The organism is Brevibacillus sp. HB1.1 (assembly GCF_013332445.1).
Taxonomy (GTDB): domain Bacteria; phylum Bacillota; class Bacilli; order Brevibacillales; family Brevibacillaceae; genus Brevibacillus; species Brevibacillus porteri.
This window is the reverse complement of the sequence record NZ_JABMIV010000010.1, coordinates 1-12,955: the sequence shown is the minus strand read 5'-3', so window position 1 is coordinate 12,955 and position 12,955 is coordinate 1. Positions and strand designations below refer to the sequence as shown.

General features: G+C 49.6%; 12 protein-coding genes. 4 read left to right on the top strand and 8 right to left on the bottom strand.

Annotation, left to right across the window (positions count from 1 at the left end):
• Nucleotides 1-126 precede the first annotated feature (126 nt).
• Nucleotides 127-1,887, top strand: a complete 1,761-nt coding sequence (locus HPY27_RS22625) for a sigma-54 interaction domain-containing protein (protein WP_174226021.1) — start codon at nucleotides 127-129, stop codon at nucleotides 1,885-1,887.
• Between the two features lie 668 nt (nucleotides 1,888-2,555).
• Here HPY27_RS22625 and HPY27_RS22620 read toward each other — a convergent pair.
• From HPY27_RS22620 to HPY27_RS22590, 7 genes are all read right to left on the bottom strand, one after another.
• Entirely contained in the window at nucleotides 2,556-3,272 is a 717-nt protein-coding gene (locus tag HPY27_RS22620) for an ABC transporter ATP-binding protein (RefSeq protein ID WP_017252209.1), read from the bottom strand.
• The gene (locus tag HPY27_RS22615; protein ID WP_017252210.1) at nucleotides 3,269-4,045 is read right to left on the bottom strand and encodes an ABC transporter ATP-binding protein; all 777 of its coding nucleotides are present in this window, start codon (nucleotides 4,043-4,045) and stop codon (nucleotides 3,269-3,271) included. Before HPY27_RS22615 ends, HPY27_RS22620 begins: the two co-directional genes overlap by 4 nt.
• A complete protein-coding gene (locus HPY27_RS22610) occupies nucleotides 4,008-5,015 on the bottom strand; it encodes a branched-chain amino acid ABC transporter permease (protein WP_174226020.1) in 1,008 nt (335 codons plus the stop codon). Before HPY27_RS22610 ends, HPY27_RS22615 begins: the two co-directional genes overlap by 38 nt.
• A 3-nt stretch (nucleotides 5,016-5,018) precedes the next feature.
• Nucleotides 5,019-5,921, bottom strand: coding sequence for a branched-chain amino acid ABC transporter permease (locus tag HPY27_RS22605; RefSeq protein ID WP_174226019.1), 903 nt, complete (start codon nucleotides 5,919-5,921; stop codon nucleotides 5,019-5,021).
• 40 nt (nucleotides 5,922-5,961) lie between these two features.
• Nucleotides 5,962-7,107 carry a branched-chain amino acid ABC transporter substrate-binding protein gene (locus tag HPY27_RS22600; RefSeq protein WP_173624053.1) on the bottom strand — a complete coding sequence of 382 codons (1,146 nt, stop codon included), beginning with the start codon at nucleotides 7,105-7,107 and terminating at the stop codon, nucleotides 5,962-5,964.
• Between the two features lie 21 nt (nucleotides 7,108-7,128).
• Nucleotides 7,129-8,796, bottom strand: a complete 1,668-nt coding sequence (locus HPY27_RS22595) for a peptide ABC transporter substrate-binding protein (protein ID WP_174226018.1) — start codon at nucleotides 8,794-8,796, stop codon at nucleotides 7,129-7,131.
• Nucleotides 8,797-9,017: 221 nt separating this feature from the next.
• Nucleotides 9,018-10,085, bottom strand: coding sequence for a M24 family metallopeptidase (locus HPY27_RS22590; protein WP_174226017.1), 1,068 nt, complete (start codon nucleotides 10,083-10,085; stop codon nucleotides 9,018-9,020).
• Between the two features lie 147 nt (nucleotides 10,086-10,232).
• Here HPY27_RS22590 and HPY27_RS22585 point away from each other — a divergent pair, with 147 nt between their 5' ends.
• Genes HPY27_RS22585 through HPY27_RS22575 form a run of 3 tightly spaced genes read left to right on the top strand, consistent with a single transcriptional unit; the run spans nucleotide 10,233 to nucleotide 12,039 of the window.
• Nucleotides 10,233-10,505 (top strand): (2Fe-2S)-binding protein, encoded by a 273-nt coding sequence (locus HPY27_RS22585; protein ID WP_174226016.1) that lies wholly within the window; start codon nucleotides 10,233-10,235, stop codon nucleotides 10,503-10,505.
• Nucleotides 10,502-10,837 carry a (2Fe-2S)-binding protein gene (locus HPY27_RS22580; protein ID WP_174226015.1) on the top strand — a complete coding sequence of 112 codons (336 nt, stop codon included), beginning with the start codon at nucleotides 10,502-10,504 and terminating at the stop codon, nucleotides 10,835-10,837. The genes HPY27_RS22585 and HPY27_RS22580 overlap by 4 nt, the downstream gene beginning before the upstream one ends.
• Complete coding sequence (locus HPY27_RS22575) at nucleotides 10,834-12,039, top strand: NAD(P)/FAD-dependent oxidoreductase (protein ID WP_174226014.1); 1,206 nt, start codon at nucleotides 10,834-10,836, stop codon at nucleotides 12,037-12,039. Before HPY27_RS22580 ends, HPY27_RS22575 begins: the two co-directional genes overlap by 4 nt.
• A gap of 30 nt (nucleotides 12,040-12,069) precedes the next feature.
• Here HPY27_RS22575 and HPY27_RS22570 read toward each other — a convergent pair whose 3' ends face one another.
• Nucleotides 12,070-12,897 (bottom strand): DUF2161 domain-containing phosphodiesterase, encoded by an 828-nt coding sequence (locus HPY27_RS22570; RefSeq protein WP_174226013.1) that lies wholly within the window; start codon nucleotides 12,895-12,897, stop codon nucleotides 12,070-12,072.
• Between the last annotated feature and the right edge of the window lie 58 nt (nucleotides 12,898-12,955).

Sequence of the window (12,955 nt, the reverse complement as noted above, 5' to 3'; positions counted from 1 at the left end):
TCCTCAAATGCGTATTCTGCTACTCTCTTACTCTTTTTTGCAAAAGCCATGCCAATCGTTCCAAGCGAGATTCCCAAAATATTTCGTCTAAATTCTTTGACAACCGAAAGAGCGAATGTATAATAAATGAGAAAATGTTCAAAATTTTATACACTTGAACTACCTCTTTTAAAAGGGATGATCGAGTTGAATCACAAACTTCCTGCCTTAACCGAGTTGATACAGACAAACATGCGGATTTTTAACGCCCAAGAACTTCTCCCTCCTCAATTGGACGAAACCATTCCTGTATTTGTCCAGCGTCAAGCCACCTGGTATGTGGCCAATTCTTCCCATTTAACCGTCAACTTGACGATCGATTGCACACAAGCCCCTTGGGAACCAGCTGCTGTGACGACACTGGATTCAACATTGGCTGACGCTATCCACCTGCTAGCTACTCACAACTATCTCCTGATCGAAAAACAGCCTGGAGTCCCTGTCGGCTACCTTCATCGAGGTGCTGTCATACAAGCCATTTTTTCCTCGCATGAGATCTTGGAAGCGTATTTCGAGACGATGATCAAGACCATGGACGCTTCTATATCCGTCATCGACGAAAAAGCACGTGTGATGGTTTGGACAGAAGGGGCTGAACGAATCTTTTCCTTGAAAGCAAAAGAAACGATTGGTCGCCCGATCACCGAATTTTTCCCGCTCGAGATGCTCGAAACGCTCAAATCTCTGCAAAGCGGACAGTCTCTCTACCGTCATCAGCATCAGCCGCGGGAGGATCTCGTCGTGCTCATCAATACCAATCCGATCTATTTGCATGACAAAATCATCGGTGCTGTCGCGGCGGAAACCGATATCACGAGCCAGGTCCGACTGAATCAGGAGCTGTTGAACGCCAACAAAAAAGTGAACCACTTACAGCAAGAAATGGCGAAGCTCAGTCCGACCCCTGATCCATTTGCACAGATCAAGGGAACGAGTCTCCCCATTCGCCATATCAAGTCCATGATCCAAAAGCTCAGCGCTACACAAGCAACCGTCTTGATCACAGGGGAAAGTGGCGTCGGCAAGGAGCTTTTCGCCAAAGCCGTGCATGATGTACGGGAAGGCTCCAATGCGCCCTTTATCGCCATTAACTGCGGTGCGATTTCGCCTACTTTGTTTGAAAGTGAGCTGTTCGGGTACGAGAAAGGTGCCTTTTCTGGTGCGGATCAAAAAGGGAAAAAAGGAATGATAGAGCTGGCACGTGGAGGAACGCTGTTTCTCGACGAGGTAGGAGAAATGCCACTCGATATGCAAGTGAAGCTGCTTCGCGTGCTTCAAGAGAAAAAATATTATTCGGTCGGAGGGACCAAGCAGATTGAGGCGGACTTCCGCGTGGTTGCCGCCACGAATAAAAATTTGGAGGAGTTAGTAAAGGAAGGAAAGTTTCGCCAAGACCTGTTCTATCGGCTCAATGTCGTGACGCTGAAAATTCCTCCGCTTCGAGAACGCATTGAAGATACGATTGAACTCGCCCACTTTTTTCTCTATGAATTCTCTTTACGTTACAACCGTCCCATTCATGCCATCTCGCAAAATGTGATGCAAAACCTGCTCCAATACGACTGGCCAGGCAACATTCGCGAGCTGCGAAATGCCATTGAACGATTGGTGGTATTTGCGACAGACGGTATTATTAAAGAAGAAGATTTGCCGTATTCCTTGCAAGGTCAGACGAAACAGGTACCGATTGAGCTCCCTCCCGATCTCTTTTCTCTGCAAGAAGAAATCGAAGCGCATGAGCGCCGTGTCATTTTGCGAGCCATCGAGCTGGAAAACGGCAACAAGCAGGCCGCTGCGAAAAGACTTGGCATATCGCGTGCTACTCTTTATAACAAATTGGGTAAGTAAAAAAGAAAATACGTTGCTCGTCAACGGTTGTGTATGGGGAAGCCCTGCCACATGTTTTCCAGTCGCCTGTATCCTCTCTTCGTTGGGGCGGTCTCCTTCCAAACATGTGACAGGGCTTTTCGAGCTGTTTTGTGTACATCCAGCTTTTCAAACCGTTTTTGGGGGTGATCAAGGTAGATTACATGTGCTAACTGATCATCTTGAGTTATCGAATCATGATCGTGAAGCATTTGTGGTTCGTATTGATGACTCAATGCTCGTGAACAGGCGTTTTTCCTTCTTGAATCGACTTACAATTATGTGTTACCAAAGCTGCGTAAGAAGAAGTGGATTTCCAGTCCAAGCGCCTCTGGAGCCCGCCCCAGCGCAGGAATGAATGGCGGGGAATTTCAGCTTCACTTATGGAATCCTTCCTCGAAACTTCTACGTTTGAAGCGCTCCCGCCATTCATTCCGGAGCGGACAGTCAATCCCCCTTGCGGGGCGTAGGCCGAAGCGCAGACTGGAAATACGCTTCTTCCCTCCACTACAGCCGCTTTTTACACGCCAAAAACGCACGCCACCTCGAACAAAAATCAGGAAACCTTCGCCCCTCTTTGGGCGGCAACACCTCAGACAAAATACGGATCAATTCCATGGTTGATTCCTCCTTTGTCATCGGGCACTTACTTACGCGCCCAAATACGCCTTGACGATTGAATCGTCGGCCCGAAGCACGTCTGCTTTATTTTCCATAACGATGCGCCCTGTCTCCATTACATAGCCGCGATGAGCAAGCTTCAACGCTGCCTTGGCATTTTGTTCGATCAAAAGGATCGTCGTGCCTTGCCTGTTTATTTCTCTGATTATATTCATGATCTCAACCACAATAATCGGGGCGAGCCCCATCGACGGCTCATCTAACATCAAGAGCTTTGGACGTGCCATGAGACCGCGGCAGATTGCGAGCATTTGCTGCTCGCCTCCGCTCAGCGTTCCTCCCATTTGTTCACTCCGCTCCTTCAATCGAGGGAACAGCGCGAAAGCCTGCTCAATCCCCTCTGCGATGGCCGCCTTCTCTTTTCGCTGTGTAAAACCGCCTAGCTCCAAGTTTTCACGCACAGTCAATCCAGCAAAAATCCGCCTGCCTTCTGGTACATGGATGATGCCTGCCTCGACAATTTGGTGAGGAGCCCAGCCTACGAGACTCTGTCCATGAAGCAAGACATCTCCACTGCTTGGTCGAACGATTCCAGAAATCGTTTTGAGTGTCGTGCTCTTGCCTGCACCATTGCTTCCTAGCAGTGCGACAATCTCTCCTTCATGCACCTGTAGGTCAATGCCTTTAAGCGCTTCAATTTTCCCGTAAAACGAATGAATGCCGCGGATTGTCAAAAGTGGTGTCATATCGCCTCCTCCTCCTTTCCCAGGTAGGCTTCTACGACACGCGGATTGCTAAGCACATCCTCGGGAGTTCCCTCTGCGATCTTCTGTCCGTAGTCGAGGACGATTACTTTTTCCGAAATTTTTTTGATCAAACCCATATCGTGCTCGATAATCAACACTGTCAACTCGTAATGGGTGCGGATTCGCTTGATCAAAGCAATCAGGTCTTCCTTCTCCTCATAATTCAGCCCCGCAGCAGGCTCATCGAGGAGCAGCACTCGCGGCTTGGTAGCTAAGGCTCGCGCGATTTCCAAATACCGCTGGGCGCCATACGGCAAGTTTTTGGCAATGCGCCAGCAACTGTCTTCCATTCCCACGAAGCGAAGGCAGTCCCTTGCCGTATCCTCGATCAACTGTTCCTCTCGGCGCTGTGCCCTTGTCTGCCAGAGTGCTCCCCAGACGGTTTGGCTCGTGCGGCTGTGCATGCCTGATTTGACATTATCCAAGACCGTCAAATTCGGAAACAGCCGCAAGTTTTGAAACGTTCGCGCCATGCCGAGCCGTGTGATTTGGCTTGGCTTTTTTCCTACGAGCTGGTTGCCTGCAAGGATGATCTGCCCCGCAGTCGGACGGTAAAATCCGGTGATCATGTTGAAGACGGATGTTTTCCCCGCTCCATTCGGGCCAATGATACTGCTGATCGAGCCTGCGCTGATATCAAAAGACAAATCGTTTACCGCAGTCAGACCGCCGAATTTAAGCGTTACATTTTTCATTGTCAAGCTTGACGTCATTACCACTGCCCCCTTCCGTAGCCTCCTCGGTCTTGCTACGTCTAGCGCCTCGTTTCATCTCATAGCGAGCAGGCCACAGTCCTTGGGGGCGAAACAGCATCATCGCGACCAGCGCGGCGCCGAAGATCAAATACCGCCAATCTTCCACTGAACGCAGCAGCTCCGGCAAGGCAATGACCAGCACGGCACCCAAGACGACGCCAGGAATGCTGCCCAAGCCTCCCAATACCACTGCCAGGAGTATCATGATGGACTGGGTAAAGCTAAAGCTGAGCGGCGCAATCGCACTCATTTTGACAGCAAAAACAGAACCAGCCAGACTCCCGATGACAGCTCCGATCGAATACGCCAGCAGCTTCATATTGATCCGGTTAATGCCCATCGCCTCGGCAGCATCCTCGTCTTCGCGGATATACATCCACGCCCTGCCGATGCGGGATGTGCCCAACCGTTTTACAGCCACTACCGCCAAAACAGCAATGATCAAGATCAAATAGTAAAAGTCGATCTGGCCTCCAAGAACATAGCCCCCAATAGAAGGACGTGGGATTCCGTAAATGCCTGAAGCTGATCCGGTAATAGTAAGATTGATCGCTAAAATACGAATAATTTCCCCAAATCCGAGGGTGACGATTGCCAAGTAGTCACTGCGAAGCCGAAGTGTCGGCGCACCGATGATCACACCCACAATAGCCGCAAATATCATGGCCACAGGCAAGGTCAGCCAAAACGACCATTGATACACCGTCATCAGAATGCCTGTCGTATAAGCGCCTACTGCAAAAAAGGCTGCGTAGCCCAAATCGAGTAATCCAGCAAAGCCGACTACCACATTCAACCCCTGGGCCAAGACAACGTAGAACAAGGCAAGTGTCGCAACATCCAGCCAGTAGTTATTGGACAGAAAAGGCAGTACACACGTGACGGCAAGCAACAGGACAACAGCGATTTTTTTTCGAGATGGATTCATCCGCTACATCCTCTCTGTCACTTTCTCACCCATAATCCCCGTTGGCTTCAATACGAGAATCAAGATCAACAAGGAAAACGCCACTACGTCCTTCCATGAACCGCCGAAAATAAATGTTCCGGCTGTCTCCATCATCCCGAGCAGCAGCCCACCCAACATCGCGCCCGGAATGCTGCCAATCCCCCCCAAAACCGCCGCCGTAAACGCCTTGAGTCCAATGACAAAGCCCATCATGAAATTGACGGTTCCGTAATAAGCACCTGCCATCGTGCCTGCACCTGCTGCAAGCGAAGCACCAATGAAAAAGGTCAAGCCAATGACTTTATGCACATGGATGCCCATTAAATGACAAGCCGTCTGATCGAGCGCAATCGCCCGCATAGCCTTGCCGTACAGGGAGCGATTGATGAAAAGATGCAAGCCCATCATTAAAAGCGCAGAGATGAAGACAAGACCGATTTGGACATACGTGATCTTGGCCCCTAAGAGGCTAATGCCGTCGTGAGAAAGCTGCAAGGGATACACTTGATACTGCGCACCCCAAACAATCATCGAGCCGTTTTCCAAAAAGAGAGAGACACCAATTGCCGTAATCAGGATAGAAAGTCGTGGAGCCAACAGGAGCGGTCGATAAGCCACCCTCTCGATCCCCATCCCGATGACGCCGACAATCACCATCGTCAGCAATAAGACAATCAATATTCCCATCAAGCCCGCTCCGGAAGAGTCTCCGCCGAGCACGCTGAGCAAGGTATATCCGACAAATGCACCGAGCATGTACAAATCGCCATGCGCGAAATTGAGCAGCTTGATAATGCCAAAAACCATCGTGTAGCCCAATGCAATCAAACTGTAAAAAGCACCGATGACCAGTCCGTCCGCCAGCGTTTGGACGAGAATGTCCATTCCTCCACCATCCTTACTTGAAGCAAGATTGACGTATGCCCTACTTCGCTAACGTGAACTTGCCACCCGTCACCTTCAAGACGGCGAAGTTGGAGGTATCCAGCGTATTTTGGGCATTAAACGAGATTGTTTGACCGAGTGCCTTGAAGTCTTTTGTTTCTTTGATCGCTTTTTTTATGGCGTCACGATCAGTCGAGTTCGCTCGTCCGATCGCATCTGCCAGTAGATTGACCGCATTGTAGCTCAACGCAGAGAAGGGACCCGGTGCCAAGTTGTTGTACGTCTGCTTGTAATCAGTCGTGAACGCTTCTGCTCCCTCGATGAATTCTGCTGTAGGTGTCGCAGTAATCAAAAGCCCTTCCGCATTGTCTGCGCCTGCAATCTTGATGACGTCCTCACTGAATGAGCCATCGCCTGCGAAGAACAGACCAGATACGCCTTTTTGCTTGAATTGCTTGACCATGAGTCCGCCTGCCGCATAATAGCCGGTAAAATACGTCGCGTCCGGCTGGAGGCCTTTTATTTTGGTTACCAGCGCACTGAAATCTTTTTCTTCTGGATTGATTGCTTCATACGCAATGACAGTACCGCCGGATTTTTCTACGGACGCTTTGGCAAAATCAGCCAAGTCTTTCGCGTAGGCAGAATTATCATGGATGAGCACAACTTTTTTCGCCTGGTTCGCTGCCATATAATCTGCTGCGGTTTGTGCCTGGTCTGGGGTTAGGCCATTGATCAAAAAGAGGGTGTCATAGCCTTGAGCGGGTAATTTAGCTGAGTTGGCTGCGGGAACGATCATGGGAATGTTGGCGTTTTTGAATACACCCGATGAGGGTAGTGTCGCACCTGAGCAGTAGCCACCGACGACAGCCACTACGTTTTGGGAGACCAGCTTATTGGCTGCTGTCGTCGCCATTTGTGGATCGCAGCCATCATCAGCCACTTCGACCTTCAATTTTTTTCCAACAACTCCACCGCTGTCGTTTATTTTTTTGACAGCCATTTCGATGGCGTTTTGCATATCTTTTCCATCCGTTGCGTTATTACCAGTTACTGGTAAAATCACACCGACGAGTATCTCGCTAGCGTCTGCACCACCAGAAGAAGATCCTTGATTGGCACATCCCGCTACAGCAAGCGTTAGAGTCAACATCGCTGCGACGATCACACTTCCCCATTTTTTCATAGCCCATCCTCCATTCGAATATTATTCGATTGATGCCCATTTCCAGTCGATTGCGCCTAGACCATCCTGGAAGATTCCTTTTACCTTGTCATTCTTCACCCATGTATGCGTATAGAAGTAGATCGGCATAATCGGCATTTCGTCCATCATGATTTGTTCGGCTTCACGCAGAATCACCTTGCGCTTTTCCGGATCACTCTCTGTGGCTGACTGGTTCAACAGCTCTTTGAACTTCGGATTCTCCCAACGCGTATCGTTGTTTCCTCCGTCCTTTTCCTTGAACAGCTCCAGGAAGTTGATCGGATCGTTGAAGTCACCCGACCAGCCAAGACGCCCGACCTGATAGTTGCCCTCGTGCATGGTCTCGAGGTACACCTTCCATTCTTGATTTTCCAGCTTCACTTCTGCTCCAAGGTTTTGGCGCCATTGGTCCTGAATCGCTTCTGCGATCTTTTTATGCCCTTCCGACGTGTTGTAGCTGAGCTTGATCGGCGGCAGTTTAGAGATGCCCAACTCTTTCATTCCTTCTTCTAACAGCTGTTTGGCCGTTTCTTGATCATTGTCTTTGAAATAACCGCCTGTATTGAGTCCCATTGTCGGAGGAACTGCTGCCATTGCTGGCTGCTGATTCGCTTGGAGTACGTTGTCGATCAAAATTTGACGGTTAATGCCGTAGGCAAAAGCTTTACGAATCTTCACGTTATTGAACGGAGGTTTCTCTGTATTGAACTTGTACCAGTAAGTAGCACCGACAGGCTTCACTTGCAGCTTTCCGCTGTCTTTAAGCGCTGGCATCGCATCTGTTGGCAGCGAGCTTAACGGACTGCCTGCCCAGTCAATCTCGCCATTTTCGAACATGGACAGCTCTGTGTTTTCATCCTCCACCATCGAGAACTCGATCTTGTCCAGCTTGACGCTATCTTTGTCCCAGTAGTTGTCGCTTTTCACGAGTACCATTTTGCTTTTGTGTTCCCAAGACTCCATTTTGAATGGACCATTTCCTACGTGTGTTTTGGCTTCTCCAGACCATTTTTCATCTGTCTCGACTACCTTTTTATTTACCGGGAAATAAGTTTGGAAGGCGGTTAGTTCCAGAAAAAACGGGGTTGGATTCGTCAACTCTACTTGGAGGGTCTTGTCATCCAATGCTTTTACGCCGACATCTTCCAAGCTGCCAGTCCCTTTGTTGGCCTTCTCCGCATTCTTGATGTAATAGAGCTGGTAGGCATAATTAGACGCTGTCTTCGGATCGAGAGCTCGCTTCCACGCGTATTCGAAGTCGTGGGCTGTGACCGGTTCTCCGTTGCTCCACTTGGAGTCTCTCAGCTTGAAGGTGTATGTTTTCATATCACTCGATACTTCAATCTTCTCAGCTACTGCTTCCTCCGGCTTGCCCGAAGGCCCGATGCGTGTCAGTCCATCAAAAACTGCTTTGACGATGGCAGCAGAAGTCGTGTCTTCCGCAAGTCCAGGATCACCTGTAGGTGGTTCGGAGTGAAGATTCCAGCGTAAAACTTGTGCTTTTGCTGGTTCTTTAGACGTGGTGACAGGTGCTGGCTGCGTGCTCGACTGTCCACTCTGTGATGCTTGCTCGGCTGGCTTCGCTGCTGGCTGTCCTCCTCCACATCCTGCTAACGCTAATCCCATGACTGCTAGGCTACTCATTACTGCGAACATACTTTTTTTCATTTGATCAACCCCCATTGTTCAGTCGTTATGTGTTGGTTTTCAGAATTATCAGAATGCAAGAGGTATGCCAAAATGGAAGGCGGCAGTGACTTCGTTCTAGAGTGAGTTGTTGTAAATTTTTTTGTACACTGTATACCTTGTTGTGTTTCAAAACTTAGACACCGCTATTAGACAAAATAAGCCTCAGCCCACTTACTCGGCCAAGGCTTTTGTCTCTCGATTTACAAAATGATCAATTCGCGCGGTGAATGTGTAAGGACCTCATTGCCACTCTCTGTAACAACCAGATCGTCTTCGATACGGACCCCACCAAGCTCTGGGATATAAATCCCCGGCTCCACGGTCAAAATCATGCCTTCTTGAAGAACAGCGGTACAACGTGTGGACATAAATGGCTCTTCATGAATATCGAGACCCACTCCATGGCCCATCCCATGCCCAAATCGTTCGCCATAGCCGTGCTCCGTAATGTAGTCCCTTGAGAAGGCGTCTGCCTCTTTCCCGGTAATACCAGGACGAATGCCTGCAACAGTCCGATTGCGTGCTTCTAAAACGATCTCGTAGATAGCTTTGAGCTGTTCATCAGGAGTGCCAATAGCAACCGTTCGGGTAATATCAGAGCGATACCCTTGGTACAATGCGCCAAAGTCTAACGTGACCATATTTCCGGCTTCAATCATTTTTTCACTCGCTACGCCATGAGGAAGTGCGGAACGATAACCAGAAGCAACAATGATGTCAAAAGCAGAACCTGACGCCCCTTCTTTTCGCATGAACATTTCCAATTCGTTAGACACCGCAAGCTCTGTGATCCCGGGGCGCAAGAAGGACGTAATATGAGAGAATGCCGCATCGGCGATTTGCGCAGCCGTTCGGATGATCGCCAGTTCTTCCTTTGTCTTAATCATCCGCAATCCCTCAATGACACCTGACGTCGGAATGAATGCTGTTTGGACGGCCTCGCTGTATTTGCGATGCAAGGCAAACGAGACATTCTCCTCCTCAAAGCCGAGATGGTTGATCCCCATCGCTTCCGCCTGGCGCGCTACTTCACTGTATACGGATTCTTTTGTCGGCAAATAAACGATCTCAAAGCTTGTTGCTTGTGCTTGCGCTTGGGCTGTGTAACGGAAATCTGTGAAGAGCTTGGCCTGGTCCCTTGAAATGAGGACAACTCCGTATGTACCTGTAAAGTTTGTGAGGTATCGGCGGTTTTGTCCATTGGTGATCAAAATCCCGTCAATCCCAAGTGAATCGAATTGCTCACGCAGTCTTGTTACTTTTTCCATCTCTGTCATCCCTCTTTTGTTTGTCGTGATTAGGCTCGTTCTTTGAGAATATTCAGCAAGTATTGTGCCAGTCAGGACGATCTCACTCGGTTCTCCATGGCACGACACTTGCATTTTCATCAAGCAAGAATGAAAGGAGGCATCATCATGGAATCGCATCCATTGATTATCTGCCGTTGTGAAGAAGTAACTCTCGCTGAATTGGTAGAGACCGCCCAAACCTATCCATGTACCGCACGCGAGCTGAAACTACGGACCAGAGCCGGAATGGGCTGCTGCGGTGGGAGAACCTGCCGTACATTGATCGATCAGGTCATTCAGCAAGTAACTGGCCAAGTGCCTTCTCATACTGTACCTCTTGGATACCAACCGCCTATCCGTCCTGTCTCATTTCAAACGATTGGGGGGCAACGGGCATGAGCCAACGAATTGATCACCATCCGGTCCTCGGTTCACTTGGTGACAGAAAGCAGCTTCCTTTTTATTATAACGGCTCTGTCTATACGGCTTACGAAGGAGAGACGATTGCGGGAGCCCTATTGGCCGCAGGGGTCCGTACGCTTCGGGTGCATGAGGAAAAGGGAACACCTCGAGGAATTTACTGCAATATCGGTCACTGCTATGAATGTCGCGTCCATGTAGACGGTGTTCCCACCGTGCGTGCTTGTATGACGCTTGTGCAGGAAGGCATGCAAGTGAATGCGGGTTCAATCCTTCCTACCCCTTTGAAAAAAGGAGGGCAGGGTGCATGATCGACCTTCTCATCATCGGGGCTGGTCCTGCAGGCTTATCTGCAGCAATTGCAAGTGCCAGGCAGGGATTGGCTGTTCGTGTAGTCGATGAGTTTTATCGCCCTGGGGGCCGCTTGCTTGGACAGCTTCACGAAGAACCGGACGGTGTGTGGTGGAATGGACTGGATGAGGCAGCCCGGCTCACGGAGGAAGCGAAACATCTCGGTGTAGAGCTCTGTTGCGGCGTCTCCGTATTCCATTTGACGCAATTCCAGAGTGGCTGGGTCGTCTCTACGACACAGGGGGAAATGATAGTCCCATTGCTCCTGATCGCAACGGGGGCTTCTGAAGCAGCCGTACCCGTGCCAGGGTGGACGTTACCTGGCGTGATGTCCATCGGAGCTGCTCAAGTCATGACAAATGTGCAGCGCGTGCGAGTAGGACAACGCGGGGTAGTCATTGGAATTAATATCTTATCGGTGGCGATATCCCGGGAATTGCAGTTGGCTGGAATTGCGGTGGATCGAATGATTCTCCCATCTAGTACGACTGTCAGTGGCACTGCGGGACAACCACAAGCAGTGATGCAATCTTTATTGCGCGTCGCCCATCTTGCCCCTTCTCTGATGATTCGGATGGGGAGCAAAGTAATGGGAAGTTCATGGATGCAAAAGCTGGCAGTGTCCCTCTACCCCTCAAACGGGTTTTCTATGTGGGACATCCCGATTCAACTGCGAACAGCAGCACTGGAGATCGTCGGTACCTCTCAAGTCGAGGGTGTCCGTATCGCCCGAGTTGCCGCCGATGGTTCACCCATAGCTGGAACTGAACAAGTCATTCCAGCTGATTTCGTCTGTATCGCAGGTGGATTAAGCCCACTCGCCGAATTGGCAGCGATTGCCGGGTGCCCTTTTGCCTATGTTCCCTCCTTGGGCGGGCATGTCCCCTTACACAATGAAAGCATGCGAACGCCAGTCTCTGGACTCTATGTTGCCGGCAATATCACGGGAATTGAAAGTGCTAAAGTGGCAATGGCTCAAGGTACGGTCGCTGGACTTTCTATCGCAAAAGCTCGGGGGAAGCTGAAGAATGATCAGCCGTTATCGGATGCCATTCAACAGGTGAAAACCGTCCGCCAAAGCGCAACGATCCAGTTCCATCCAGACATTGTGGCAGGGCGTGCACTGGTGGGGCAATTGACAGCAGAATGGATCGCGAACTAATTCATCCCTTCAATAGGAAAAGGCAGCCTGTCATTCTTTCACAGCAGGCTGCCTTTGTTTTTTCTTTCTGGTTTGTCCCTCGGTAGTTGATGAAGACGGCAACTCTGAATCCACAGTAAGCGTATCGTGTATTTCCTCTGCCTGTTCAAGATAGTGAGCAATAAGCTCAGGATATTCCGCGATTTCTCTCTCTCCTGTCGGAGTGATCGCATACAGCGCTCGTTGCACTCGAGCAAACCATCCATAATGATTTTGAATAAGAATCGACGAGGTTTTCTCCCCCGCCCCTTTACTCTTGAGTACTTTAGGCGATAACGGCCCATACTGCTGAAGCAACGTCGCGATTTGAATGCAGCTCTGCTTGTATGCCGTCATGAGCTTGGTTTGATAGCTGCCGCCAACATTGTAATCGCCGTATCTTCCCCGCATCTCTTCAATGATGCGGTTTCGCTTTTTTTGATTGAATTGCTTGCTTTTTACCCGATCAAACGGTCCCGGTGAAATATTTACTTCCATGACTGCCGGCCCTCTTTTTGGAAAGGACACGAGAATGAGACCAAGCTCGAGGCGTCTAACCAAGTAGCATATATCTTGCCATTTTTTCGAAAACAATTTGTATTTGGGCTTAGGGATTGCCATATAAACAAAATCGGTATAGCGTTGTCGCTTGGTTGCCTGTATGAGCAACTCCACACTTAGGTTGCGCTTAAACTCAACAATAATCAGTTCCTCGCCTTTGATGGCCGTTAAATCGCAATGCTTGACCTCACCAAAAACGTCATATCCTTGTGTGACAAAATAATTCCGAATCGGTTCGTACATGTCAGCTTCATATTTCTTCTCTGCTTTTGGTTCCATGTGCTCCCCTTCTCTTATAGGAAAAAGAGCCAATCCAGTGGATTGACTCCTCTCTTCG

What these genes read in the sequence shown, in the direction of transcription:
- HPY27_RS22625 (WP_174226021.1), top strand. Translation starts at nt 127, where the DNA reads ATGAGAAAATGTTCAAAATTTTATACACTTGAACTACCTCTTTTAAAA.
- HPY27_RS22620 (WP_017252209.1), bottom strand. Translation starts at nt 3,272, where the DNA reads ATGACACCACTTTTGACAATCCGCGGCATTCATTCGTTTTACGGGAAA.
- HPY27_RS22615 (WP_017252210.1), bottom strand. Translation starts at nt 4,045, where the DNA reads ATGACGTCAAGCTTGACAATGAAAAATGTAACGCTTAAATTCGGCGGT.
- HPY27_RS22610 (WP_174226020.1), bottom strand. Translation starts at nt 5,015, where the DNA reads ATGAATCCATCTCGAAAAAAAATCGCTGTTGTCCTGTTGCTTGCCGTC.
- HPY27_RS22605 (WP_174226019.1), bottom strand. Translation starts at nt 5,921, where the DNA reads ATGGACATTCTCGTCCAAACGCTGGCGGACGGACTGGTCATCGGTGCT.
- HPY27_RS22600 (WP_173624053.1), bottom strand. Translation starts at nt 7,107, where the DNA reads ATGAAAAAATGGGGAAGTGTGATCGTCGCAGCGATGTTGACTCTAACG.
- HPY27_RS22595 (WP_174226018.1), bottom strand. Translation starts at nt 8,796, where the DNA reads ATGAAAAAAAGTATGTTCGCAGTAATGAGTAGCCTAGCAGTCATGGGA.
- HPY27_RS22590 (WP_174226017.1), bottom strand. Translation starts at nt 10,085, where the DNA reads ATGGAAAAAGTAACAAGACTGCGTGAGCAATTCGATTCACTTGGGATT.
- HPY27_RS22585 (WP_174226016.1), top strand. Translation starts at nt 10,233, where the DNA reads ATGGAATCGCATCCATTGATTATCTGCCGTTGTGAAGAAGTAACTCTC.
- HPY27_RS22580 (WP_174226015.1), top strand. Translation starts at nt 10,502, where the DNA reads ATGAGCCAACGAATTGATCACCATCCGGTCCTCGGTTCACTTGGTGAC.
- HPY27_RS22575 (WP_174226014.1), top strand. Translation starts at nt 10,834, where the DNA reads ATGATCGACCTTCTCATCATCGGGGCTGGTCCTGCAGGCTTATCTGCA.
- HPY27_RS22570 (WP_174226013.1), bottom strand. Translation starts at nt 12,897, where the DNA reads ATGGAACCAAAAGCAGAGAAGAAATATGAAGCTGACATGTACGAACCG.